General features: G+C 70.8%; 22 protein-coding genes. 19 read left to right on the forward strand and 3 right to left on the reverse strand.

Annotation, left to right across the window (positions count from 1 at the left end; all coding sequences use genetic code 11):
* Positions 1–4: 4 nt before the first annotated feature.
* Both ccrA and mce read right to left on the reverse strand, forming a co-directional pair.
* Positions 5–1,342 (reverse strand): crotonyl-CoA carboxylase/reductase, encoded by a 1,338-nt coding sequence (gene ccrA, locus H1W00_RS14840; protein ID WP_286929119.1) that lies wholly within the window; start codon positions 1,340–1,342, stop codon positions 5–7.
* Positions 1,343–1,441: 99 nt separating this feature from the next.
* Positions 1,442–1,888 (reverse strand): methylmalonyl-CoA epimerase, encoded by a 447-nt coding sequence (gene mce, locus H1W00_RS14845; protein WP_181756591.1) that lies wholly within the window; start codon positions 1,886–1,888, stop codon positions 1,442–1,444.
* 66 nt (positions 1,889–1,954) lie between these two features.
* Here mce and H1W00_RS14850 point away from each other — a divergent pair, with 66 nt between their 5' ends.
* From H1W00_RS14850 to H1W00_RS14875, 6 genes are all read left to right on the forward strand, one after another.
* Entirely contained in the window at positions 1,955–2,380 is a 426-nt protein-coding gene (locus H1W00_RS14850; RefSeq protein WP_181756592.1) for a pyridoxamine 5'-phosphate oxidase family protein, read from the forward strand.
* Between the two features lie 77 nt (positions 2,381–2,457).
* Positions 2,458–3,648, forward strand: a complete 1,191-nt coding sequence (locus tag H1W00_RS14855; protein ID WP_181756593.1) for an acetyl-CoA C-acetyltransferase — start codon at positions 2,458–2,460, stop codon at positions 3,646–3,648.
* A gap of 25 nt (positions 3,649–3,673) precedes the next feature.
* Positions 3,674–4,630: a methylmalonyl Co-A mutase-associated GTPase MeaB gene (meaB, locus tag H1W00_RS14860; RefSeq protein ID WP_181756594.1), complete on the forward strand. Its 957-nt coding sequence runs from the start codon at positions 3,674–3,676 to the stop codon at positions 4,628–4,630.
* 56 nt (positions 4,631–4,686) lie between these two features.
* Positions 4,687–4,842: a hypothetical protein gene (locus H1W00_RS14865; protein ID WP_181756595.1), complete on the forward strand. Its 156-nt coding sequence runs from the start codon at positions 4,687–4,689 to the stop codon at positions 4,840–4,842.
* 10 nt (positions 4,843–4,852) lie between these two features.
* Positions 4,853–5,518, forward strand: a complete 666-nt coding sequence (locus tag H1W00_RS14870; RefSeq protein ID WP_241733213.1) for a PH domain-containing protein — start codon at positions 4,853–4,855, stop codon at positions 5,516–5,518.
* A gap of 22 nt (positions 5,519–5,540) precedes the next feature.
* Positions 5,541–6,455: a tetratricopeptide repeat protein gene (locus tag H1W00_RS14875; protein ID WP_181756596.1), complete on the forward strand. Its 915-nt coding sequence runs from the start codon at positions 5,541–5,543 to the stop codon at positions 6,453–6,455.
* Between the two features lie 4 nt (positions 6,456–6,459).
* Here the strand turns inward: H1W00_RS14875 and H1W00_RS16285 are convergent, their stop codons facing one another.
* Positions 6,460–7,374 (reverse strand): NUDIX domain-containing protein, encoded by a 915-nt coding sequence (locus H1W00_RS16285; RefSeq protein WP_206680092.1) that lies wholly within the window; start codon positions 7,372–7,374, stop codon positions 6,460–6,462.
* A 39-nt stretch (positions 7,375–7,413) separates the two neighbouring features.
* Between H1W00_RS16285 and H1W00_RS17220 the strand changes: the two genes are divergently transcribed.
* The 13 genes from H1W00_RS17220 (at position 7,414) to nadA (ending at position 24,979) form a co-directional block, all read left to right on the forward strand.
* A complete protein-coding gene (locus H1W00_RS17220) occupies positions 7,414–8,721 on the forward strand; it encodes a GNAT family N-acetyltransferase (protein ID WP_181756597.1) in 1,308 nt (435 codons plus the stop codon).
* 163 nt (positions 8,722–8,884) lie between these two features.
* Positions 8,885–9,664: an electron transfer flavoprotein subunit beta/FixA family protein gene (locus H1W00_RS14890; protein ID WP_078700548.1), complete on the forward strand. Its 780-nt coding sequence runs from the start codon at positions 8,885–8,887 to the stop codon at positions 9,662–9,664.
* A gap of 16 nt (positions 9,665–9,680) precedes the next feature.
* Positions 9,681–10,628, forward strand: coding sequence for an electron transfer flavoprotein subunit alpha/FixB family protein (locus H1W00_RS14895; RefSeq protein WP_181756598.1), 948 nt, complete (start codon positions 9,681–9,683; stop codon positions 10,626–10,628).
* A 218-nt stretch (positions 10,629–10,846) separates the two neighbouring features.
* On the forward strand, positions 10,847–12,463 hold the full coding sequence (locus H1W00_RS14900) for a peptide ABC transporter substrate-binding protein (protein WP_181756599.1): 1,617 nt from the start codon (positions 10,847–10,849) through the stop codon (positions 12,461–12,463).
* A 144-nt stretch (positions 12,464–12,607) separates the two neighbouring features.
* Positions 12,608–13,534 carry an ABC transporter permease gene (locus H1W00_RS14905; protein ID WP_181756850.1) on the forward strand — a complete coding sequence of 309 codons (927 nt, stop codon included), beginning with the start codon at positions 12,608–12,610 and terminating at the stop codon, positions 13,532–13,534.
* On the forward strand, positions 13,527–14,525 hold the full coding sequence (locus H1W00_RS14910) for an ABC transporter permease (RefSeq protein ID WP_181756600.1): 999 nt from the start codon (positions 13,527–13,529) through the stop codon (positions 14,523–14,525). The genes H1W00_RS14905 and H1W00_RS14910 overlap by 8 nt, the downstream gene beginning before the upstream one ends.
* Complete coding sequence (locus H1W00_RS14915; RefSeq protein ID WP_181756601.1) at positions 14,522–16,228, forward strand: dipeptide ABC transporter ATP-binding protein; 1,707 nt, start codon at positions 14,522–14,524, stop codon at positions 16,226–16,228. Before H1W00_RS14910 ends, H1W00_RS14915 begins: the two co-directional genes overlap by 4 nt.
* A 113-nt stretch (positions 16,229–16,341) precedes the next feature.
* Positions 16,342–17,025 carry a hypothetical protein gene (locus H1W00_RS14920; RefSeq protein ID WP_181756602.1) on the forward strand — a complete coding sequence of 228 codons (684 nt, stop codon included), beginning with the start codon at positions 16,342–16,344 and terminating at the stop codon, positions 17,023–17,025.
* The gene (locus H1W00_RS14925) at positions 17,025–18,596 is read left to right on the forward strand and encodes a DNA polymerase Y family protein (RefSeq protein WP_181756603.1); all 1,572 of its coding nucleotides are present in this window, start codon (positions 17,025–17,027) and stop codon (positions 18,594–18,596) included. The genes H1W00_RS14920 and H1W00_RS14925 overlap by 1 nt, the downstream gene beginning before the upstream one ends.
* A 153-nt stretch (positions 18,597–18,749) precedes the next feature.
* Positions 18,750–22,121 carry an error-prone DNA polymerase gene (locus H1W00_RS14930; RefSeq protein ID WP_181756604.1) on the forward strand — a complete coding sequence of 1,124 codons (3,372 nt, stop codon included), beginning with the start codon at positions 18,750–18,752 and terminating at the stop codon, positions 22,119–22,121.
* A gap of 22 nt (positions 22,122–22,143) precedes the next feature.
* Complete coding sequence (locus H1W00_RS14935) at positions 22,144–23,031, forward strand: GNAT family N-acetyltransferase (RefSeq protein ID WP_181756605.1); 888 nt, start codon at positions 22,144–22,146, stop codon at positions 23,029–23,031.
* 65 nt (positions 23,032–23,096) lie between these two features.
* Positions 23,097–23,738 (forward strand): NUDIX hydrolase, encoded by a 642-nt coding sequence (locus H1W00_RS14940; protein WP_181756606.1) that lies wholly within the window; start codon positions 23,097–23,099, stop codon positions 23,736–23,738.
* On the forward strand, positions 23,735–24,979 hold the full coding sequence (gene nadA, locus H1W00_RS14945) for a quinolinate synthase NadA (RefSeq protein ID WP_181756607.1): 1,245 nt from the start codon (positions 23,735–23,737) through the stop codon (positions 24,977–24,979). The genes H1W00_RS14940 and nadA overlap by 4 nt, the downstream gene beginning before the upstream one ends.

Below are 24,979 nucleotides of genomic sequence, written 5' to 3' on the forward strand. Positions count from 1 at the left end.
GCGATCAGATGCCGCGGAAGCGGTTGATCTCCGTGAGGTACTTGGCGCGCTTCTCCTCGTCAGTGACGCCCAGGCCCTCCTCGGGCGCCAGCGTCAGCACGCCGACCTTGCCCTGGTGCTTGTTGTGGTGCACGTCGAGCGCGGCCTGGCCGGTGTCCTCGAGCTTGTACACCTTCGACACGGTCGGGTGGATGAGGCCCTTGTCGATGAGGCGGTTGGCCTCGTAGGCCTCGCGGTAGTTCGCGAAGTGCGAGCTCTTGATGTTCTTCAGGTTCATCCACAGGTACCGGTTGTCGTACTGGTGCATGTAGCCCGAGGTCGACGCGCAGGTGATGATCGTGCCGCCCTTGCGCGTGACGTAGACGCTGGCGCCGAAGGTCTCGCGGCCCGGGTGCTCGAACACGATGTCCGGGTCCTCGCCGCCGGTGAGCTCACGGATCTTCTTGCCGAAGCGCTGCCACTCCTTGGGGTCCTGGTTGTGCTCGTCCTTCCAGAACTTGTAGCCCTCGGCCGAGCGGTCGATGATGTGCTCGGCGCCCAGCGAGCGCACGATCTCGGCCTTGTCGGGGCTGGAGACGACGCACACCGGGATGGCTCCACCGTTGAGGGCCATCTGCGTGGCGTAGGAGCCCAGGCCGCCCGAGGCGCCCCAGATCAGCACGACGTCGCCCTGCTTCATGTTGGCGCCGTTCTTGCTCACCAGCTGGCGGTACGCGGTGGAGTTCACGAGGCCGGGCGAGGCCGCCTCCTCCCACGTCAGGTGCGCGGGCTTGGGCATGAGCTGGTTCGACTTCACGATGGCCAGCTCGGCCAGGCCGCCGAAGTTCGTCTCGAAGCCCCAGATGCGCTGCTGCGGGTCCATCATCGTGTCGTCGTGGCCGTCGGGGCTCTCGAGCTCGACCGACAGGCAGTGTGCGACGACCTCCTGGCCGGGCTTCCAGGCGTTGACGCCCGGGCCCGTGCGCAGCACGACGCCGGCGAGGTCGGAGCCGACCACGTGGTACGGCAGGTCGTGGCGCTTCGTGTACTCCGAGAGACGGCCGTAGCGCTCGAGGAACCCGAACGTCGAGACGGGCTCGAAGATCGAGGTCCACACCGTGTTGTAGTTGATCGCGCTGGCCATGACGGCGACGAGGGCCTCGCCCGGAGCCAGCTCCGGGAGGGGGACGTCGTCGAGGTGCAGGCTCTTGCGCGGGTCCTTGTCCCGGGTGGCCACGCCCTCGAACATGTTCTGCTCGTCCTTGTGGACGGTGATGCCCCGGTAGGTCTCGGGGAGCTCGAGGTTCTGGTACGTCTCTGCGGTGCGGTCGCCGGACATGATGGCGTCGAGGATGTGCTGCACGGGGGATCCTTCGCGTCGGTATTGCAGGTGGTCTGCGGTGATGTTACTGGCGGGAAACTTGTCCCGCGAGCCGGAGTGGGGTCGGGGTCCGCGAGCCGATCAGTGCGTGGCGGCGGGCTCGACGAGCTCGACGAGGACGCCTCCGGCGTCCTTCGGGTGAACGAAGTTGACGCGACTGTCGGACGTGCCCCGCTTGGGGGTGTCGTACAGGAGGCGCACGCCGCGGTCGCGCAGGGTGGTCGAGACCGCGTCGATGTCGGTGACACGGTACGCCAACTGCTGCACGCCCGGTCCGTTGCGGTCCAGGTACTTGGCGATCGTGGACTCCTCGCTCAGCGGGGCCAGCAGCTGGATGCACGAGCCGGAGTCGCCGACGGCGAGCATCGCCTCGCGGACGCCCTGCTCCTCGTTGACCTCCTCGTGGATCGACTCGAGGCCGAACACGCGCGAGTAGAACTCGATGGCGTCGTCGAGGTCGTGGACGGCGATGCCGACGTGATCGATGGCGGTGAGCAGGTGGCCCGGAACGAGCGATTCGCTGGTCATGCCGGGCAGCCTAGTACGGGCTCGGCGGGCCCTGCGCGTGGACCGCTCCCGGGGTGACAATGGGGTATGGACACCACCGCGATCACCGAGATGACGGGAAACGAGCCGTGGGACTTCGTCGCCGACCACACGTTCGGGCGGCTGGCGCTGACGGTCCTGGGACAGCCTGAGATCTTCCCCGTCAACTACGCCCTGGCCGGGCGCCGCATCGCCTTCCGCACGGCCGAGGGCACCAAGCTCATGGGCGTCGTGCTGGACGGCCACGTCGCCTTCGAGGTCGACGAGGTCACGGCGGAGGGCGCCACGAGCGTCGTCCTGAAGGGCACCGCCCGCAAGATCGAGACCGAGGCGCAGGCGCAGGAGCTCGACCTGGCCGACCTGCACTCCTGGGTACCGACGCTCAAGTACAACCTCGTCGTCATCGACGTCAGCGAGATCAGCGGGCGCCGATTCCGCTTCGGGCCCGAGCCCGAGCTCACCCCCGTGATGTGAGGTGACCCACGTCCGGTCAGGCACTCCGTACCCATGGGTACAGTGACCCCAACGCACGCACCGAAGGAGCACGTTTCATGACCACTTCCGTCATCGTCGCCGGGGCACGGACCCCGATCGGCCGCCTGCAGGGCGGCCTCAAGACCCTGTCCGGCTCCGACCTGGGCGGCGTCGCGATCAAGGGCGCCCTCGACCGGGCCGGCATCAACGGCGACCAGGTCGACTACGTGATCATGGGCCAGGTCCTCGGAGCCGGAGCCGGTCAGGTTCCCGCCCGCCAGGCCGCGTTCAAGGGCGGCATTCCGCTGGACGTCCCCGCGATCACCATCAACAAGGTGTGCCTCTCGGGCATCAACGCGATCGCCCTGGCCGACCAGCTGATCCGCGCCGGCGAGTACGACATCGTCGTCGCCGGCGGCCAGGAGTCGATGACCCAGGCGCCCCACCTGCTGACGGGCTCGCGCGACGGTCACAAGTACGGCAAGGTCACGATGCTCGACCACATGGAGTACGACGGCCTGTGGGACGCGCTCACCGACCAGGCGATGGGCTCGCTCACCGAGCAGCGCAACGCCGCCACCGACACGCTGTCGCGTGAGGCTCAGGACACCTTCGGCGCCCGCTCGCACCAGCTCGCCGCCGCGGCGCAGAAGAACGGCGTGTTCGACGACGAGATCGTCCCGGTCGAGATCCCGCAGCGCAAGGGCGACCCGGTCGTCGTCAGCGCCGACGAGGGCGTCCGCGGCGACACCACGGCCGAGTCGCTCGGCCGCCTGCGTCCCGCGTTCTCCAAGGAGGGCACGATCACCGCGGGCACGGCCAGCCAGATCTCCGACGGCGCCTGCGCCGTGGTCGTCATGAGCAAGGCCAAGGCCGAGGAGCTGGGCCTGACGTGGCTCGCCGAGATCGGCGCCCACGGCAACGTCTCGGGCCCCGACTCCACGCTGCAGGAGCAGCCGGCCAACGCCATCGCCAAGGCGGCGCAGAAGCAGGGCATCGACGTCGCGGACATCGACCTGTTCGAGCTGAACGAGGCCTTCGCCGCGGTCGGCATCGTCTCGGCCGAGAAGCTCGGCGTCAGCGAGGACAAGGTCAACGTCAACGGCGGCGCCATCGCGCTCGGCCACCCGATCGGCATGAGCGGTGCGCGCATCGTCCTTCACCTCGCGCTGGAGCTCCAGCGTCGCGGTGGCGGCACCGGTGCGGCCGCGCTGTGTGGCGGCGGCGGCCAGGGCGACGCCCTGATCATCCGGGTCCCGCAGGCCTGATCGGCCCTCACCCGAATCTGCGGAGTTGAGTCCCAGGAACGTCGACGTCACCGACCTGGTCTCGCGGGCGCAAGCCGGCGAGGCCAGGTCGGTGGCGCGTCTGATCACCCTCGTCGAGACCGAGTCCGACCACCTGCGTGAGGTCAGCGCGGCGCTGGCCCCGCTCGTCGGCGGCGCCCACGTGATCGGCCTCACCGGCTCGCCCGGCGTGGGCAAGTCGACCACCACGTCGGCCTTGGTCACCGAGCTGCGCGCCCGCGGCCGTCGCGTCGGCGTCCTCGCGGTCGATCCCACCTCGCCCTTCAGCGGGGGAGCGCTGCTGGGCGACCGCATCCGGATGCAGGACCACGCCACCGACCCCGACGTCTACATCCGGTCGATGGCCAGCCGGGGCCATCTCGGCGGCCTGTCGTGGGCCACGCCCCACGCCATCCGCGTCCTCGACGCGGCCGGCTGCGACGTGATTCTGCTCGAGACCGTCGGCGTCGGGCAGTCCGAGGTCGAGGTCGCCGGGCTGGCCGACACCACCGTCGTGCTGCTGGCGCCCGGCATGGGCGACGGCATCCAGGCCGCCAAGGCCGGGATCCTCGAGATCGGCGACATCTTCTGCATCAACAAGGCCGACCGGGACGGAGCCTCCACCACGCGCCGTGAGCTGCGCACCATGCTGTCGATGTCCGACCGCCAGGACGGTTGGAAGCGTCCGATCGACCTCACCGTGGCCACCGAGGGCACCGGAGTCCCGGAGCTGGTCGACCACCTGCAGGAGCATGCCTCCCACCTGCGTGCCTCCGGCCAGCTGGCGCGCCGGCGCACCGATCGCCTGCGTCGAGAGATCCAGGCGATCGCCCTCGACCAGGTGCGGCGCCGCTTCGTCGTCGACGGGGGCGAAGAGCTCGACGCACTCGCCGCCCGCGCCTTCGCCGGCGACATCGACCCGTTCTCGGCTGCCGACACCCTGCTGGCCGAATCCGACGCGTAGAAGTCTTCCGCGCGGCGTCCCCGGTTCGGGCCCGCGATTCCGGTAGACATGTGCGCGTGGTGAAGAAGGCAGTGATCCTTTTCGTGGTGGGCTTCGGGCTCTACTACCTGTTCAGCACGCCTGAGGACGCCGCGACGGCCGTTCGTGGGGCCTTCGACGCAGCCATCGGCGCATTCGGACAGGTCGGGGTGTTCGTGTCCGAGCTCCTGTGAGGACCTCGTCATGACCGAGAGACCAGCGATCGAGATGGCGCCCCCGCCGGTCACGTCGCGGTTCTGGCGACGCCTGCGCGAGCCGTTCCCCGACCCTGAGAACCACGTCGCGCTGAATCAGCGCCTCAATCCCCGCAGCGGCGAGCGTGTCCTGCAGATCGTGCCCAAGCACGTGGCCGTCTACTGGACCCTGCCCGCCGCCGCGCTGGCCTCCTTCGGCTGCCTCGTGGTCCTGCTGTTCCACTGGAACTCCGGTCCGGCCCAGGCGCTGTGGCTCGCGTCCCTCGCCGTCACGGCCGCGGCGGCCGTGCGCGCGTTCGTGGAGTGGCGCGACGTCTTCGTCGTCACGAACTGGCGGGTCGTGCGGCTCAGCGGGGGGCTGACCGCGCGGGGCGCGACGATGCCGATCAACCGCATCCTCGACATGACGATGACGCGCACGATGTGGGGCCGCGCCCTCGGCTACGGCCACTTCGTCTTCGAGTCGGCCGCGCAGGAGCAGGGACTGCGCGAGATCAAGTTCGTGCCGGACATCCTGGCGGTCGACCGTGAGATCAACAACGCCGTGAACCGGGAGAACCGCCGGCGTGAGCGGATGATGGCCGCGAGGCACGACAGGCCGCTGGCCGGCGGGCCCGACGAGGGTGAACGGACCGAGCCGATCCGCGGCCTGTGACCGGGCTTCCTAGACTGTCGCCATGAGCTTCTCGCAGCCCGGTGCGTTCGACCTTTCCTCGCTGGCCACGCCGCGTCCCACGACCCCGTCCGGCGGGGGCGCTCCCGCTCCCGAGGGAGCGGTCTACGTCATCGACGTCACCGAGGCCGACTTCCAGCAGGTGGTCGAGTCCTCGATGCAGCACCTCGTCGTGCTGAGCGTCTGGTCGCCCCGCTCCCCGCAGAGCGTCGAGTTCAACGAGGTCCTCGCGCGGGCCACGTCCGCGTACGGCGGAGCGCTGCAACTCGCGAAGGTCGACGCGGACACCAACCCCGGCATCGCCCAGGCGCTGCAGGTGCAGGCCGTGCCGTTCGTGGTGGGCCTCGTGCAGGGCCGGCCCGTGCCGCTGTTCCAGGGCACGGTGGACGACGCCGAGGTGAAGCGGTTCTTCGACGAGCTCGTGAGGCTCGCGCAGCAGAACGGCCTGAACGGCCGTGCCCAGCCGTCCGGGGGCGCTCCCGTCGAGGCCCCCGACGAGGCCGAGGACGACCCGCGCTTCGCCGCCGCCGACGAGGCCTACTCCCGCGGCGACTTCGACGCCGCGATCGCCGAGTACGAGGCGCTGCTGGCGCAGACCCCCGGCGACACCGAGGTGGCCGAGCGGCTGGCGGCCACGAGGCTCTACGCGCGCGTGGCCGGCGCCGACCTGCAGCAGGCGCGGCAGGCCGCAGCCGACGCCCCGGACGACGTCGACGCCCAGCTGCTGGTGGCCGATCTCGACGTCACCGGCGGACACGTCGAGGACGCCTTCCTGCGACTCATCGAGCTCGTCAAGCGCACGGCGGAGGACGACCGCGACCGGGTCCGCGAGCACCTGCTCGAGCTGTTCACGGTGGTCGGTCTGGCCGATCCTCGCGTGGCGCTGGCCCGTCGCTCCCTGGCCGCCGCTCTCTTCTGAGCGGTCAGCGCGCCTGGTCGCGCACGGGGTCGGGCTGGCGCGGCGCCTCGCGGTAGGCGGGCAGCGGCGCGTCGGCGAGCGACTCGAGCAGCTCCGTGGTAGCCAGCGTGGCGCGCTCGCGCACCGTGTCGAGGTCGCACCAGTGCACGGCCGCGATCTCGGTGCGCTGCAGGACCATCTGCTCGACCAGCTCGGCGTCGACGACGCCGAGGTCGAACACGAACAGGCACGCGTCGTCCCAGCGGCTCCATGCAGGGAGCCAGTTCATCGTCACGAGGCCCTCGACCTCGACCGTGATGCCGAGCTCCTCCTCCAGCTCGCGCACGAGGCCGGTGGCGGGGCTCTCGCCGACCTCGACCACGCCTCCGGGCAGGTCCCACTCGCGCTTGTACGTCAGCTCGCACAGCAGGACGCGCCCGTCGCGGTCGCGCAGGATGCCCTGGCCGATCACGCGCTTGCGGGGGAGTCCGGCGTTGAGGATGGCCACGAAGCCGTCGCGGCTGAAGGCGGGCGGGTCGTCGACGATCCGCCCGAGCAGCACGAGGTCGGGCTCGCCCCCGGGCGACCGCGCGATGCCCTCGCGCCGCAGCCCGGCGATCGACGCGGCGCGCTGGCCCAGCGCGTCGTCGGCAGGGACCCGAGCCTCGATCCGCGTCCATCCGAGCTGGTCGAAGGCGTACCCCACGCCCAGCCGCAGGGCTCGGCTGGCCACCATGGCCCCCGGCGCGGAGGAGAGGTTCCAGCGCATCGTCCCGAGCCGTCGGCCCGCCTTGCCGTGGGCGCTCTGCAGCGCCACCGTGCCGATGCGCTCGCCCTCGTGGAGCACCGCGAAGCCGTGCAGGTCGTCGGCACCGGACGTGGGCTCCAGCACCAGGTCGTCGTCGCGCAGGGTGGGGGAGGAGTCGGCAGGCTCGGTCACCTGGCCGAGGCTACCGGCCGTCGTGATGGAATCGGGCCCATGACCGATCCGCGGATCCGCCCCGCCACCCCCGACGACGTCGCCGCGATGGTGCGCCTCGTCCACGACCTCGCGGCGTACGAGCGCGCTCCCGAGCAGTGCGTGCTGACCGAGCCGATGCTCCACGAGCGGCTCTTCGGCGAGCGGCCCGCACTGTTCGCGCACGTCGCCGAGGTGGACGGCGCGGTCGTCGGCCTGGCGGTGTGGTTCCTCAACTTCTCCACGTGGGACGGGGTGCACGGGATCTACCTCGAGGACCTCTTCGTCGACCCGGCGCAGCGCGGCACCGGACTCGGTCACGCGCTGCTGGCCCGACTGGCGCAGGTGTGCGTCGAACGGGGCTACAGCCGCCTGCAGTGGCAGGTGCTCGACTGGAACACCCCGTCGATCGAGTTCTACGAGGCTCTCGGCGCCGTGGACCTGGCCGACTGGCGGACGTATCGCCTCGCGGGCGAGCCGCTCCGGGCCCTCGGCTCGCCGTCCCGACGCTGTCCTATGCTCGCCCCAACCCACACAGGAGGCTCCATCATGGCCGAATTCGTCCGACTCGAAGTGACCGACGGCGTCGGCACGATCCGCCTCGACCGGCCCAAGATGAACGCGCTCGACGCGCGGGTCCAGACCGAGCTGCTGGAGGCGGCTCGCGAGGCCGATCGCCGCGACGACGTCGCCGCGGTGGTGGTGTGGGGCGGCGAGCGGGTCTTCGCCGCGGGTGCGGACGTCAAGGAGATGGCCGACATGGGCTACCCCGAGATGTTCCGCCACGGACACCTGCTGCAGGACTTCACACGGGCCGTCGCCGCGATCGGCAAGCCGACGGTCTCGGCCATCACGGGGTTCGCCCTCGGTGGCGGGCTCGAGCTGGCGCTGGCCACCGACCTGCGCTTCTGCGCCGACGACGCCAAGCTCGGCCAGCCCGAGATCCTGCTCGGCATCATCCCCGGCGCGGGCGGCACCCAGCGCCTGGCCCGCCTGATCGGTCCCTCGAAGGCCAAGGACCTCATCTACACCGGCCGGTTCGTCGGTGCCGACGAGGCGCTCGCCCTCGGCCTCGTCGACGAGGTGCTGCCGGCCGCCGAGGTCCACGACCGGGCCGTGGCATGGGCGTCGCAGTTCGTCGGCGGGCCGTCGATCGCGCTGCGCACGGCCAAGGACGTCGTCGACCGCGGCCTGGAGGTCGACCTGCAGACGGGTCTGGAGATCGAGCGGGCCGGCTTCAGCGCGCTGTTCGCGACGCAGGACCAGTCCGACGGCATGCGCTCCTTCGTGGAGAACGGGCCCGGCAAGGCCACCTTCACCGGGAGGTGACCCATCCCACTGCCGCTGGGATGTCGGCCTTCGTTACCTTTCGGTAACATCAAAGTCAGGAAGGGTCGCCTCACCCGCGAATTGCTTCGCGTGGCAAGGTGGACCCGATAACTCGCGGGTGGTCAAACCGTCTCCCGCGCCCCGAATTCACAGGAGGGTCCTCGTGACCAAGATCGTTGTCGCTGTGAAGTACGTGCCGGACGCCACGGCGGACCGCACGTTCGACGCTGATAACACTGTCGACCGTGAGAACGTCGACGGGCTTCTGTCCGAGCTCGACGAGTACGCGGTCGAGCAGGCCCTGCAGGTCGTCGAGGCCGGCGACGGTGAGGTCACCGTCCTGACCGTCGGCCCCGCCGACGCCTCGGACGCGGTCCGCAAGGCCCTGCAGATGGGCGCCGACGCCGGCGTCCACGTCGAGGACGACGCCATCGCCGGATCCGACGCCTTCGCGACGTCGCTGGTCCTGGCCAAGGCCATCGAGAAGCTCGACTACGACATGGTGTTCTTCGGCATGGGCTCCACGGACGCCGGCATGGGCGTCGTTCCCACGCTGGTCGCCGAGCGCCTCGGCCTGCCGGCCATCACCTTCGCATCGGAGATCTCGGTCGACGGCGACACGGTCAAGATCCGTCGTGACGGCGATGCCGCCACGCACCAGATCGAGGCCACCGGCAAGCTCGTCGTGTCGGTCACCGACCAGACGGGCGAGGCCCGCTACCCGTCCTTCAAGGGCATCATGGCCGCGAAGAAGAAGCCGGTCGAGGAGTGGAGCCTGGCTGATCTGGGCATCGACGCGGCCGAGGTCGGCCTCGACAACGCCTGGACCAAGGTCGAGTCCACGACCCCCCGCCCGCCGCGCACCGCCGGCGAGATCGTCACCGACGAGGGAGACGGCGGCACCAAGCTCGTCGAGTTCCTCGCGTCCAAGAAGTTCGTGTGAGTAGGAGCCTGAATCAATGAGTGAAGTTCTCGTTCTGATCGAAGCCCCCCAGGGCAAGGTCACGAAGCCCTCGCTGGAGCTCCTGACGATCGCCCGTCGCATCGGCGAGCCGTCGGCCGTCGTGTTCGGCGACGCCGACACCAGCGTCCTGACCGAGTACGGCGCGGAGAAGATCTACACCTACGCCGACAGTGCGTTCGAGGAGTACCTCGTGGCGCCCAAGGCCGAGGCCCTGGCCGCGCTGGTCGCCGACAAGGCGCCCGCCGCGGTGCTCGTGCCGTCGTCCTCGGAGGGCAAGGAGATCGCGGCCCGCGTCGCGCTCAAGTCCGACTCCGGCCTGATCACCGACGCCGTCGACGTCTCCGTCGACGGTGGCACGGTCACCACCACCCAGATGGCGTTCGCCGGCAACTTCACCGTCGCCGCGCAGGTCACCAAGGGTGCTCCGGTCATCGCGGTCAAGCCGAACTCGGCTGCCCCGGAGGCCACGGCCGGGGCCGGTGCCGTCGAGGCCGTCTCGTTCGACGTCCCCGACTCGGCCAAGCAGGTCAAGATCGTGGCCTCGGAGCCGCGCGTCTCCACCGGCCGCCCGGAGCTGACCGAGGCCGCCATCGTGGTCTCCGGCGGTCGTGGCACCGGCGGCGACTTCACCGAGGTCGAGGCCCTGGCCGACGCCCTCGGTGCGGCTGTCGGCGCCTCGCGCGCCGCGGTGGACTCGGGCTGGAAGCCGCACACGTTCCAGGTCGGCCAGACCGGCAAGACCGTGTCGCCGCAGCTGTACGTCGCCAACGGCATCTCCGGTGCGATCCAGCACCGCGCCGGCATGCAGACGTCCAAGACGATCGTCGCGGTCAACAAGGACGAGGAGGCGCCGATCTTCGAGCTCGTCGACTTCGGCGTCGTCGGTGACCTCAAGTCGGTCCTGCCGCAGGCGACCGAGGAGATCAACAAGCGCAAGGGCTGATCCAGCCCCCGCTCGGCGGCCCCGCCCCCACCCGGGAGCGGGGCCGCCGTCGTTCCCCCAGGCCCCGTCCACGGGCTCACGACAGGCTGCGACGTTTGGTTGCAGTTCGGTGAAGTCGGCCGCGCGGAGTGGGCTGGGACACCTTCCAGGTGATACCTATGAATCACGCGCGTACATTGCACGTTTTCACCACGTACGCCCTTCACAGGAGGAAATACATGCGAACTCGGCGTTCAGCCCTCGCAGGTGTCGCCCTCGCCGCAGTTGCCAGCCTCACCCTGGCGGCCTGCTCGAGTGGCGGCGACGACGACAACGGCGGTTCGGATTCGACCGATGCGGTCATCACCGCGTACAGCACCGAGCCCCAGAACCCGCTGGTCACGACCAACACGAACGAGGTCGGTGGCGGCAACATCATCGACCTGATCTACGCGGGCCTGGTCTCGTACAAGGCTGACGGCTCCCAGGAGCTCGAGGTCGCCGAGTCGATCGAGTCCGAGGACAACAAGGTCTGGACGATCAAGCTCAAGGACTGGCAGTTCACCGACGGCACTCCGGTCACGGCCGAGTCGTTCGTCAAGGCGTGGAACTACGGTGCCGCGGCTGAGAACGCCCAGCTCTCCTCCTACTTCTACTACCCCATCGAGGGCACCGACGACGAGGGCATCATCCTCGACAAGGGCACCGAGATGTCGGGTCTGAAGGTCGTCGACGAGAAGACCTTCGAGGTCACGCTCAAGAACCCCGAGGCGCTCTTCCCGCTGCGTCTGGGCTACTCGGCCTACTTCCCGCTGCCCGAGGCCGCGTTCGCCGACATGGCGGCGTTCGGCAAGGCCCCGATCGGCAACGGCCCCTACAAGCTCGACTCGTGGGAGAACAACGTCGAGGCCGTCATGTCCGTCAACGAGGACTACGACGGCAACCGCCCCGCCAAGAACGGCGGCGTGACGTTCAAGTTCTACACGAACCCGGACTCGGCCTACTCCGACGTCCAGGCGGGCAACCTCGACGTGCTCGACCAGGCTCCGCCGAGCGCCCTCACGACGTTCAAGACCGACGACTCGGTCCAGGCGTTCGAGGCGGCCGGCACGGTCAACAGCACGATCACGATCCCCGAGTCGCTGGAGCACTTCTCCGGTGAAGAGGGCAACCTGCGTCGCCAGGCCCTGAGCCGCGCGATCAACCGCAAGGAGATCACGGACAAGATCTTCGACGGCACGCGTTCGCCGGCGAAGGAGTTCAGCTCCGAGCTGATGCCCGAGTACACCGAGGACATCGAGGGTGCCGAGGTCCTGGAGTTCGACGCCGATGAGGCCAAGAAGCTCTGGTCCGAGGCCGACGCGATCGCTCCGTGGTCCGGCAAGTTCGTCATCGCGTACAACGGTGACGGCCCGGGCAACAAGGAATGGGTCGAGGCGCTGACCAACCAGCTCAAGAACAACCTCGGCATCGATGCCCAGCCCAAGGCCTACGCCACGTTCGCCGAGCTGCGCACGAAGGTCACCGACCGCACGATCGGCACCGCGTTCCGTACCGGTTGGCAGCCCGACTACCCGTCGGTCTACAACTACCTCGGTCCGATCTTCGGCACGGGTGCCGGCTCGAACGACGGCGACTACTCCAACAAGGAGTTCGACAAGCTGCTGTCCGACGCGCTGAGCGCCGAGGGCGACGAGCAGGCCAAGCTGCTGGCTGACGCCCAGGGGATCCTCATGAAGGAGCTCCCGGCTCTCCCGCTCTGGAACACCAACGTCGCGGCTGTCGCGGCCACGGGTGTCGAGAACGTGGAGTTCAACTGGCAGAACAAGCCGGAATACCAGAACATCACCAAGTGATGCTTCGCTGATGTGGGGCGGCACCAACCCGGTGCCGCCCCACACTCATGACCGAAGGCGACCCGGCCGCGCGCTCGAACCGCGGGCCAAAGGTACGCTTAATCGATGCACGGGTCGACCCTCGTGCTGCGGAGGTTCCTAACTATGTGGTGGTACATCGGCCGGCGGATCCTGCAGGCCATCCCAGTCCTCCTGGGTTCCACGCTGCTCATCTATGCCATGGTCTTCGCCATGCCCGGCGACCCCATCGTGGCGCTGTTCGGCGAGAAGCCCGTCTCCGACGCGGTCCGGGCCGAGATCGAGCAGCAGTACAACCTCGACAAGCCGTTCCTGGTGCAGTGGCTGCTCTTCCTGGGCAACGCGGCGCAAGGTGACTTGGGCGTCTCGTTCTCGGGCCGCCCCGTCAGCGAGCTGCTCGCGGAGACCATCCCGGTCACGTTCAAGCTCGCGTTCATGGCGCTGATCATCGAGGGCGTCCTGGGCATCGCCGCCGGCTTCTTCGCCGGCCTCAAGCGCGGCAAGATCTTCGACTCCACGATGCTGGTGACCTCGCTGCTGGTCATCGCGGTCCCGATCTTCGTCTTCGGCTTCACGATGCAGCTGATCTTCGGCGTCAAGCTCGGCTGGGCCCCGGTCACGGTCGGCGGCGACGCCAGCTGGGACCGCCTCATCATCCCGGCGTTCGTCCTGGGGCTGGTGTCGTTCGCCTACGTGCTGCGCCTCACGCGCACCTCCGTGGTGGAGAACCTCACCGCCGACCACGTGCGCACCGCGCGAGCCAAGGGCCTCAACGACGGGCAGGTCAACCGGCGACACGTGCTGCGCAACTCGCTGATCCCCGTCGTGACCTACCTCGGTGCCGACCTGGGCACCCTGATGGCCGGCGCCATCGTGACCGAGGGCATCTTCAACATCCCCGGTCTGGGCAACCTCGCCTTCCGCGCCATCCAGCAGAAGGAGGGCCCCACGATCGTCTCGGTCGTCACGGTGATGGTCCTCATCTACATCGTCATGAGCCTGATCGTCGATCTCCTCTATGCCTGGCTCGACCCGAGGATCCGTTATGCCTGAGTTCCCCATCGACCTCCCCCCGAAGACCCTGCCCGGCCAGGAGCGCTTCGTCGCTCCCGTCGAGGTGACGCCCCTGGCGGACACCGGTGCGTTCGACGAGTCCCGCAGCCCCGAGAGCCAGTGGAAGCAGGCGTGGAAGCGCCTGCGGAAGAACTGGATCTTCTGGGTCTCGGTCGTCATCTTGTTCTTCGTCACGATCGTCGTGCTGTTCCCGCAGCTGTTCACCGACATCGACCCCACGCGCGCCGACCTGAGCCGCAGCCTCGAGGGCCCCAGCGAGGGCCACATCGCCGGCTTCGACAAGCAGGGCTACGACGTGTTCGCCCGCACCATCTACGGCGCCCGCGCCTCGGTGCTGGTGGGCTTCCTGTGCACGCTCGTGGTCACCATTCCCGGTGTGCTCTTCGGCGCGATGGCCGGCTTCTACGGCGGCCTGTCCGACACGTTCATCTCCCGCGTGGCCGACATCTTCTTCGCGATCCCGCTGCTGCTCGGTGCGCTGGTCGGCCTGTCGATCATCAACAACCTGTGGCCCGACCGCGGCTACTGGGGCTTCATCCTCACGGTGGTGTTCGCCCTGGCGGCGTTCGGCTGGCCGCAGGTGCTGCGCATCTCGCGCGGTGCCGTCCTGGAGGTGAAGAACCTCGAGTTCGTCGACGCGGCGCGCGCCATCGGCAAGACCCGCCGCGCCAACCTGTGGGGCCACGTGGTGCCGAACTCCCTCGCCCCGGTGATCGTGCTGGCGACCGTGTCGCTGGGCGTCTACATCGTGGCCGAGGCCACGCTGTCGTTCCTGGGCCTGGGCCTGCCGACCAGCATCGTCTCGTGGGGCAACGACATCTCCGCCGCGCAGAACCAGGTGCGCTCGGGCGAGCGGCTCGGCGTCATGTTCTGGCCCGCCTCGGCGCTGGCCCTGACGTCGCTGGGATTCATCCTGCTGGGCGACGCCGTGAGCGACGCCCTCGATCCGAAGTCGAGGAACCGCGAATGAACGCCACCCCGCTGCTCGAGGTCACCGACCTGCACGTCGCGTTCCGCCAGAACAAGGAGGACATCCCCGCCGTCCGCGGTGCGAACCTCACGGTCTACCCCGGTCAGACCGTCGCGATCGTGGGCGAGTCCGGATCGGGCAAGTCCACCACGGCCCACGCCATCATCGACCTGCTGCCGGGTACCGGCCGGGTCACGGGCGGGTCCATCCTCTTCGAGGGCAAGGACATCGCCCAGTCCAGCAAGAAGGACATCCTGGCCGTCCGCGGCTCGCGCATCGGCCTGGTGCCCCAGGACCCGATGAGCAACCTGAACCCGCTCGTCAAGGTGGGCAAGCAGATCGCCGAGGTCCTGGTGGCCAACGACGTGGTCAAGGGCAAGGACGTCGAGCGACGGGTCGTCGAGCTGCTCGAGGAGGCCGGCCTGCCCGACGCCGAGCAGCGTGCGCGCCAGTACCCGCACGAGTTCAGTGGCGGCATGCGCCAGCGCGCGCTCATCGCGATGGGCCTGGCCGCCCGGCCGAAGCTGCTCATCGCCGACGAGCCCACCAGCGCGCTCGACGTGACGGTGCAGAAGCAGATCCTGGACCACCTCGACCAGCTGACCGCCGACCTGGGCACCGCGGTGCTGCTGATCACGCACGACCTGGGTCTGGCCGCCGAGCGCGCCGACCACCTGGTCGTCATGTACAAGGGCCAGATCGTCGAGTCGGGTCCCGCGCTGGACATCCTTCAGGACCCGCAGCACCCCTACTCCAAGCGCCTCATCTCCAGCGCCCCGTCGCTGGCCTCGCAGCGGCTGCTGTCGCAGCAGCGTGCCGAGGTGCGCGAGCAGGCGCAGGAGGTCGCCGAGGAGCTGGCCGGGGAGGTCGCCCAGCTCGAGTCGGAGTTCGGCGCGGGCTCCGACATCGTGCTCGAGGCCAAGGGCCTGCGGAAGGTGTTCAGCATCCCCGGCTCGGCTCCGTGGCGCAAGAACGAGTTCGTCGCCGTCGACGACGTCTCGTTCAAGCTGCCCCGCGGCACCACCACCGCCATCGTGGGCGAGTCCGGCTCGGGCAAGTCCACGGTCGCGCGCATGGTGCTCGACCTGCTGGAGCCCACGAGCGGCACCGTCGAGTTCGACGGGGTCGACATCTCGACCCTGCGCACCAAGAAGCAGCAGCTGGCCTTCCGCCGGCAGATGCAGCCGGTGTTCCAGAACCCGTACGCCTCCCTCGACCCGCAGTACACGATCTTCCGGGCGATCGAGGAGCCGCTGGGCACGCACGGCATGGGCTCGAAGGCCGAGCGGGAGGCGCGGGTCCGCGACCTGCTCGACAAGGTCTCGCTGCCGTGGACCGTCTCGCAGCGGTTCCCCAACGAGCTCTCCGGCGGCCAGCGTCAGCGCGTCGCGATCGCTCGTGCCCTGGCGCTGCAGCCCGAGGTCGTGATCCTCGACGAGGCCGTCAGCGCTCTCGACGTGCTGGTCCAGGCGCAGATCCTGTCGCTGCTGGCCGACCTGCAGGCCGAGCTGGGCCTGTCGTACCTGTTCATCACCCACGACCTGGCGGTCGTGCGCCAGATCGCCGACGACGTGCTGGTGATGGAGCGCGGCAAGCTGGTCGAGCACGCCTCGGTCGACGAGGTCTACAGCAACCCCAAGCAGGCGTACACGCGCCGGCTGCTCGACGCGATCCCCGGTGGATCCATCGAGCTCTCGCGCTGATCGCGCGGACACCTCACCGCGGGTGGTGGGCCTGAGGGCCTACCACCCGCGGTGTCGTCTCCGATGTGGGGGTTCGTGTTGACTCCTTCGAACAGGTGTTCGATCATGGAGGGGTGAGTCTCGCCGTCCCTCCTGCCGCCTTGGTCGATGACCTGCGGGCCAAGATCGGCCGGATGCAGGGACGTCCGTCGGTGCTGTCGATGCCCACGCATCCGGCGCTGTCGGGACTGCTGGCGCTGCAGCCCGGTGGCAGCTACGCGGTCGACTCCACCAGCCTGGCCCTGCTGCTGATGGCGGGCCCGTCCCGCGACGGCGCCTGGTGCGCGATGGTCGGCAGCGACCAGGTCGGCTTCGAAGCCGCGGCCGAGGTGGGGGTCGACCTCGATCGCACCGTGTGGGTGCCCGACGTGGGCACCGACCCGGCCTCGGTGCTGGGTGCGCTGGTCGACGCGGTCGGCGTGGTGATGGTCGACCGGGTCACACTGCCCGAGCGCGAGGTCGCCCGGCTGAGGGCCCGGCTGCACCGGCGCCAGGGCGTCCTCGTGGCCGTGGGGGACTGGCCGCGGGCCGATGCCCGGCTGCGCCTGCGCGACACGGTCTGGGCGGGTCCCCAGGACGGGCACGGGCACCTGGTGGCGCGCCAGGCCACCGTCGAGGTCGAGCGCGGGGGCCGTGTCACGGGCTCGCGTCGGCTGTGGTTCCCCAGCCGCGAGCTGCGCGTGGCCCCGGTCGCCCTCGGCCGGTCGGCGGACCGTGACTCCCGCCTCGGGTCGTCGATGGAGCAGGTGGCGGGCTGATGCGCACGATGGTGGTGTGGGTGCCCGACTGGCCGGCGCTCGTGCACCAGGGCGAGCTGGCCGAGGCGGCGCGCGGCGGTGGCGAGCCCTCGCCCGCGCTGGCGGTGTTCGACAAGGGCGTGGTGCTGGCCTGCACGCCCGCGGCGCGCGCGCTCGGCGTGCGCCGGGGGATGCGTCGCCGCGACGCCCAGTCGCGCTGCCCCGACCTGGTGGTCTGCGACCACCGCCCCGAGGTGGACGCCCGCGCCTTCGAGCAGGTCGTCACCACGCTGGAGGAGCTCAGCCCCGGCGTGGCACCCCTGCGGCCGGGCCTGTGTGCGCTGTCGGTGCCCGAGCGGTACTACGGCGGCGAGCCCGAGGCGGTCGCGGTGATGGCCGAGCACCTCGTCGGGCTCGGGGTGTGGGACGTGCGCTTCGGCATCGCCGACGGCGTCTTCGTCGCCGAGCTGGCCGCACGCCGGGCCCCGGCGCAGGACAGCGTGATCGTGGCGCCCGGCGGCAACGTCGACTTCCTGCGCGACCTGCCCGTGGAGGTGCTGGAGGTGCCGGCCCCCGCGGGCCCGGCCGCGCCCGGACTCGACCTCGTCACGGTGCTGCGCCGGCTGGGGATCCGCCGGGTGGGGGAGTTCGCGGCGCTGCCCGCTCCCGACGTGCTGGCCCGCTTCGGCGCTCACGGGGCCCTGATGCACCGCTGGTCCCGGGGCGAGGAGGTGCGCCGCATCTCGCGTCGCACCCCGCCGCCCGAGCTGGTGGCGTCGGTGGGCTTCGAGCCGGCGCTGGAGCGCGCCGATGCGGTGGTCTTCAGCGCGCGCCAGACCGTGGAGGACTTCGTCCGCCGGCTCGACGCGGCGGGCCTGGTCTGCTCCACCCTGCGGATCGAGGTGGACGCCGAGGTGGCGGGGGAGCCCCGGGTGTCCAGCCGGCTGTGGCGCCACCCCCGGTGGTTCGGGTCGGTCGACGTGCTCGACCGCGTCCGGTGGCAGCTGTCGGCCGCCCCTCCCGGCGGGCCCGTCGTGGCGGTGCGCTGCGTCCCGGGCGAGGTCGGGCCCCCCGGCAAGCATGCCGAGAGCCTGTTCGGGGGCGGGCCCGACGACCAGGTGGAGCGGTCGGTGGCGCGGGTCCAGGCGCTGGTGGGCCCCGAGGGGGTCCGCTCGGTCGGGGTGCAGGGCGGCCGGGGACCGTCCGACCGCCGGCTGTCGGCCGCGTGGGGCGAGCGTCCCGTCGCCCAGCGGCCCCGCGACCGGCCGTGGCCGGGCAGCGTGCCGCCGCCGGCGCCGGCCACGGTGTTCGCCGAGCCCGCGCCCGCGCAGGTGGTGGGCGCCGAGGGGATGCCGGTCAGCGTCAGCGGGCGGGGCGCGCTGTCCGGACGGCCGGCGCGCTTCCGGGCCGGCGTCGACGCCGCCTGGCAGCCCGTGGCGGCCTGGGCCGGGCCGTGGCCGGTCGACGAGCACTGGTGGGACGAGGCCGCCGCCCGGCGCGTCGCCCGCTTCCAGGTCGTCGGCGTCGACGGCAGCGCCTGGCTCATGGTCGTCGAGAACGGCCACTGGTGGACCGAGGCCCGCTATGACTGACCGGGTCGGCGGTGGGCTCGCGGGAGGGTCGGGAGCGGTGGTTTCGATACGCGGCTCCTTCGTCGCCTGCTACTCAACCACCGGGCGCGCTGCCGGTGATCGAGTGACGGCGAGCGCAGCGAGACGTCGTATCGAGATCATGGTGGTCCACTGATGGGCTGGAACAACCCCGACATCTCGTGGCGTGAGCTGGAGGCGCGGCTGTCGGGCCGGTGGCGCGACCCCGCGCAGCCGCTGCCCGACGGCGGCGACGGTCCGGCGTTCTCGCGCAAGCGCGGCGCGTACCAGGCCCCCGAGGTGCCCGCCGCGCCCGATGCGGTGGTCCCGTACGCCGAGCTGCACTGCCACAGCAACCACAGCTTCCTCGACGGGGCGAGCCACCCCGAGGAGCTCGTGCGCGAAGCGGTGCACCTGGGGCTGTCGGCCCTCGCGCTCACCGACCACGACGGCTTCAGCGGCGCGGCCCGGTTCGCCGAGGCGGCCCAGCTGCACGGCCTCCGCACGGTCTACGGCGCCGAGCTGTCGCTGGGCCTGCCCGGGCCGCAGAACGGCGTCCCCGATCCCGAGGGCGACCACCTGCTGGTGCTGGCGCGCGGCGTTCAGGGCTACCACGCGCTGGCCTCGGCGATCACCGAGGCGAACCTCGCGGGCGACGAGAAGGGCCGGCCGGTCTACGACCTGCCCGAGCTGGCCGAGCGGGGCCGCGACCAGTGGGTCGTGCTCACGGGGTGCCGCAAGGGCTGGGTCCGGCGCGAGGGCATCGCGGGCCTGCACAGGCTCGTCGACCTGTTCGGGGCCGAGCACGTGGTCGTCGAGCTGACCGACCACGGGGGGCCCGGCGACGGACCCGCCAACGACGCGCTGGCCGGGTGGGCCGCCGACCTCGGCCTGCCCACCGTCGCCACGGGCAACGTCCACGCGGCCCGGCCCGCCGACGCCCGGCTGGCCCAGGCCTTCGCCGCGGTCCGGGCGCGCCGCAGCCTGGCCGAGCTCGACGGCTGGCTCGCCCCGCCGGCGTTCCTGCGCTCCGGTGCCGAGATGGCCCAGCGGTTCGCGCGGTGGCCCGGGGCGGTGGCCCGCTCGGTCGAGATCGCCGACGCGTGTGGCTTCGACCTGCGCAAGGCCCCGCCGCGGCTGCCCAAGCAGCAGGTGCCCCGGGGGCCCACGCCGATGACGTGGCTGCGCGAGCTCGTGCGTCGCGGCGCCGACCGCCTCTACGCCGCCGACCGCGACACCGCCGAGGCCCGGCTCCAGCGCGAGCTGGCGGTCATCGAGGAGAAGGACTTCGCCGGCTACTTCCTCATCGTCCACGACATCGTGGCGTTCGCCCGCAGTCGCGGGATCCTGTGCCAGGGCCGGGGCTCGGCGGCCAACTCCGCGGTCTGCTACGCCCTCGAGATCACGGCGGTCGACTCGATCAAGTACGGCCTGCCCTTCGAGCGCTTCCTGTCGGCCACCCGCGACGAGGAGCCCGACATCGACGTGGACTTCGACTCCGACCGGCGCGAGGAGGTGATCCAGTGGGTCTACGAGAAGTACGGCCGCCGCAACGCCGCCCAGGTCTGCAACGTCATCAGCTACCGGCCCAAATCGGCCGTGCGCGACATGGCCCGGGCCCTGGGCCACTCGGTGGGCCAGCAGGACGCCTGGAGCAAGCGGATCGACTCGTGGTCGTCCGTCCGCACCGACGCCCCCGAGCAGGAGGCCGACGCGATCCCCGAGCCGGTGGTGCGCCTGGCCGAGCAGGCGATGAAGTCCCCGCGCCACCTGGGCATCCACTCCGGCGGCATGGTGCTCACCGAGCGTCCCGTCGGCGAGGTCGTCCCGATCGAGCGCGCCCGGATGGAGGGCCGCACCGTGCTGCAGTGGGACAAGGACGACTGCGCCTACATGGGCCTGGTCAAGTTCGACCTGCTCGGGCTGGGGATGCTCGGCGCCATCCAGCACACCTTCGACATCGTCGCCGAGCGCGTCGGCGAGCGGTGGAGCCTGGCCACGATGCCCAAGGAGGAGCAGGGCGTCTACGACATGCTGTGCCGGGCCGACTCGATCGGGGTGTTCCAGGTCGAGAGCCGGGCCCAGATCGGCACCCTGCCGCGGCTGCGGCCGCGCCGGTTCTACGAGCTGGTCATCGAGATCGCGCTGATCCGCCCGGGCCCGATCCAGGGCGGCGCCGTGCACCCCTACATCCGGCGCAAGCTCGGCGAGGAGCCGATCACGTACCCGCACCCGGTGCTCGAGCCCGTGCTGGAGCGCACGCTGGGGGTCCCGCTGTTCCAGGAGCAGCTCATGCAGATCGCGATGGTGCTCGGCGGCTGCACCGGCGACGAGGCCGACCTGCTGCGCCGGGCCATGGGGTCCAAGCGGGGGATCGAGAAGATCGACCGTCTCCGCGACCAGCTGTACCGGGGGATGGCCGAGAAGGGGATCACCGGCGACCTCGCCGACGACATCTACGGGCGGATCCAGGCGTTCGCGAACTTCGGGTTCGCCGAGAGCCACGCGATCAGCTTCGCGCTGCTGGTCTACGCCAGCAGCTGGCTCAAGCTGCACCACCCGGCGGCGTTCCTGGCCGGACTGCTGCGCGCCCAGCCGATGGGGTTCTACTCGCCGCAGTCGCTCGTGGCCGACGCGCGCCGCCACGGGGTCGAGGTCCGCCGTCCCGACATCGTGCGGTCGGGCGTCCACGCCGACCTCGAGCCGCTCGGCGACCCGACCGGTCCCACCGGCCGCGCGTCGTGCGCGCATCCTGAGCAGCCGCCGGTGGGGGAGTTCGACCCCTCCGCCGCCCCCGACTTCGCCAATCACCGGCGCGACGGTCACCACGCGGTGCGCCTCGGGCTGACCTCGGTGCAGGGGATCGGCTCGGCCGACGCCGAGCGGATCGTGGCCGCGCGCGAGGAGCGCCCCTTCGCCGACATGGCCGACGTGGTGCGGCGGTGCGGTCTCACCCGGGCCCAGCAGGAGCAGCTGGCCACCGCCGGCGCCTTCGACGACTTCGGCCTCACCCGGCGCCAGGCGATCTGGAACGCGGGCTACACCGACGGCCAGGACAGGCTGCCGGGCACGGCCATCGTGGCGCCGCCGCCGATGCTGCCGGGGATGAGCGACGTCGAGCTGACGCTCGCCGACCTCGAGTCGACGAAGATCTCGCCGAGCGAGCACCCGTTCGCCCACCTGCGCGCCATGCTCGACGCCGCAGGAATCCTGGCGGTGAGCTCCTTGGCCGATCACGAATCGGACCGCAGGATCAGGGTGGCAGGACTGATCACCCACCGCCAGCGGCCGTACACCGCCGGGGGCGTCACGTTCCTCAACCTCGAGGACGAGACCGGGATGCTCAACGTGGTGGTGTTCGACGCCGTGTGGCAGCGGCACCGCACCGTGGCGCGGTCCAGCGCCGCCGTGGTGATCCGCGGCCGCCTCGAACACCAGCAGGGCGCGGTCAACCTCGTCGCCGAGACCCTCGAGCGGCTGATCGACCCGGCGGTGCCGAGCGGCCACCGGTCCCGCGACTATCGCTGAGTGCTCGCCTAGGGTCGGGTCCATGGACATCCGCAGACTGACCGAGGACGACCGCGACGCGCTGGTCGCCGTGCGACTTCCGGCGTTCGGGACGGCGACGCTGGGTGGCGACCGGGTCGAGGACCCGGCGTACGAGCGTTGGGGGCTGTTCATCGACGGGCGTCTCGCGGCCACCACCACGCGCAAGCCGTACGCCTCGTGGTTCGGAGGGCGCGAGGTGCCGACGTGCGGCGTCGGCGGCGTCGCGATCGCGCCGGAGTTCCGCGGGCGCGGCCTGCTGCGTCCGCTCATGGAGCGCCTGCACGACGACGCCCGGTCGCAGGGTGACGTCGTCGCGACGCTGTTCGCCAGCGCCCCCGGGATCTACGCGAGCCTGGGGTACCGGACGGTCGGCGCGATGGACACGATCGAGGTCGACGCGTCCACCCTGCACCGGTTCGAGCGGCGGCACGAGCTGCGACGGGCGACCACGGACGACGTGCCGACGCTCCAGCGGATCTACGCCGAGTGGGCGAGTCGCCATGACGGTCCGCTCACCCGCACGTCGGTGGAGTTCGACCACGACGCGTGGCTGGACGACGCCACGGGTGTCACGCTGGCGCTCGACGAGGGCGGTCGTGCCGTCGCGTACGGCGCCTGGAACCGGTCCGCGGGGGTCGGCGGGGACGCCCACGTCGAGGTCGAGGACCTCGTGTGGACCGACGACGCGGCGCGCGACTCGCTGCTGTGGATGTTCGGCACCTTCTCGAGCGTGACCCCGACGATCCGCTTCGACACCTCGGGCACCGAGCTGACGGACGTCCTGCCCGAGCACCGCGTGCGCGAGCACCGTCCCTACGACCTGCTCGTCCTGCAGCCCGAGGCGTTCGAGCCGCCGTCGGGCCCGGTGCTCATCCGCGACTACTTCTGAGACTTAGGGTTGACATGACCATAACCACCCCTTAGTGTCGCACTGACCCTAAGGAGGTGGGTGTGATGGAGCAACGCATCGAGCTGGCCGTGTCCACGGTGATCTTCGCGCTGCGCCCGCACCCCACCACGGGGCGCGACACGCTGTGGCTGCCGCTGGTCAAGCGCATCCGCGAGCCGTTCCTCGGCCAGTGGGCGCTGCCCGGTGGCCCGCTCAAGCCGGCCGAGGACCTCGTCACGTCGGCGCGCACGACCCTGCGCCGCACCACCGGGCTGGAGCCGTCGTACCTCGAGCAGCTCTACAGCTTCGGCGGCATCGACCGCTCGCCCGACCGGGTCGTCTCGATCGTCTACTGGGCGCTCGTGCGGCCCGACGAGGACGCGCGGGCGATCGACGGCGAGAACGTGGAGTGGTTCGTCGCCGACGAGGTTCCCGCCCTGGCCTTCGACCACAACGCGATCGTCACGTACGCGCTCGACCGCCTGCGCGCCAAGATCACGTACTCCGACATCGCGCACGCGTTCACGGGCGAGGAGTTCACGATCGCCCAGCTGCGCGAGGTGCACGAGGCCGTCCGCCAGGTGCGCCTCGATCCCGCCAACTTCCGCCGTCAGGCACTCGCCCACCCGCGCATCGTCGCCACGGGCCGTCACGTCACCGGCACCAGCCACCGGCCGCCGGCGCTCTACCGACTGGAGACAGCATGACCCTCTCGATCAACGACCTCATCGTCACGGCGCCCGGCGACACGTGCGACGCCGAGCTGGCGAAGCAGCCGTGGGAGTTCGACCGGTTCCCGGGCTACGGTCCGGGCGCGTCCGAGGACGACGTCATCCCGGCTCCGGTCACCCGCCCGGGCCAGCTGCCCGCGGCGTACCAGCGCATGCCGGAGGCCGAGCTGCACGCCCGCATCCGTGCCGCCAAGGAGACCCTGGGCGACCGCCTGGTCATCCTCGGGCACTTCTACCAGCGCGACGAGGTGGTCCAGTACGCCGACTTCGTGGGCGACTCCTTCCAGCTGGCCAACGCCGCGCTGACCCGCCCCGAGGCCGAGGCGATCGTCTTCTGCGGCGTGCACTTCATGGCCGAGACCGCCGACATCCTGGCCCGTCCCGAGCAGCGCGTCATCCTGCCGAACCTCGCGGCGGGCTGCTCGATGGCCGACATGGCCGACGAGGAGTCGGTCGAGGCGGCCTGGGAGGCGCTGACCGAGTTCTACGGCGACGACGACACCGTCCCGGTCACGTACATGAACTCCTCGGCCGCGCTCAAGGCGTTCTGCGGCCGCCACGGCGGGATCGTGTGCACCTCGTCCAACGCCTCCACCGTGCTGGAGTGGGCCTTCGAGCAGGGCCGCCGCGTGCTGTTCTTCCCCGACCAGCACCTGGGCCGCAACACCGGCAAGGCCATGGGCGTGCCGCTGGAGCAGATGCCGATGATCAACCCGCGCCGTCCCGGCCTCGGGGTGGAGGAGGACGTCCTGCGCGACGCCCGCGTGCTGCTGTGGCCGGGGTTCTGCTCGGTGCACAAGCGCTTCACCGTGGCCCAGATCGAGCAGGCCCGCGCCCAGCACCCGGGCGTCCGCGTGATCGTCCACCCGGAGAGCCCCATGGCCGTGGTCGACGCCGCCGACGCCGCCGGGTCGACCGACGCGATCAGGAAGTTCGTCGCCGCGGCGCCCTCCGGCTCGGTCATCGCGATCGGCACCGAGATCAACCTCGTCAACCGGCTGGCGGCCGAGCACCCCGACAAGACGGTCTTCTGCCTCGACCCGGTCGTGTGCCCCTGCTCGACGATGTACCGGATCCACCCGGGCTACCTCGCGTGGGTCCTCGACGGCCTGGTCGAGGGCGAGGTCCGCAACGAGATCGTGGTGACCGACGACGTCGCCGTCCACGCCAAGATCGCGCTCGAGCGGATGCTCGCCGCCCTCCCGAAGGCCGACTGA

The sequence above is a fragment of the Aeromicrobium phoceense genome (assembly GCF_013868155.1).
GTDB lineage: Bacteria > Actinomycetota > Actinomycetes > Propionibacteriales > Nocardioidaceae > Aeromicrobium > Aeromicrobium phoceense.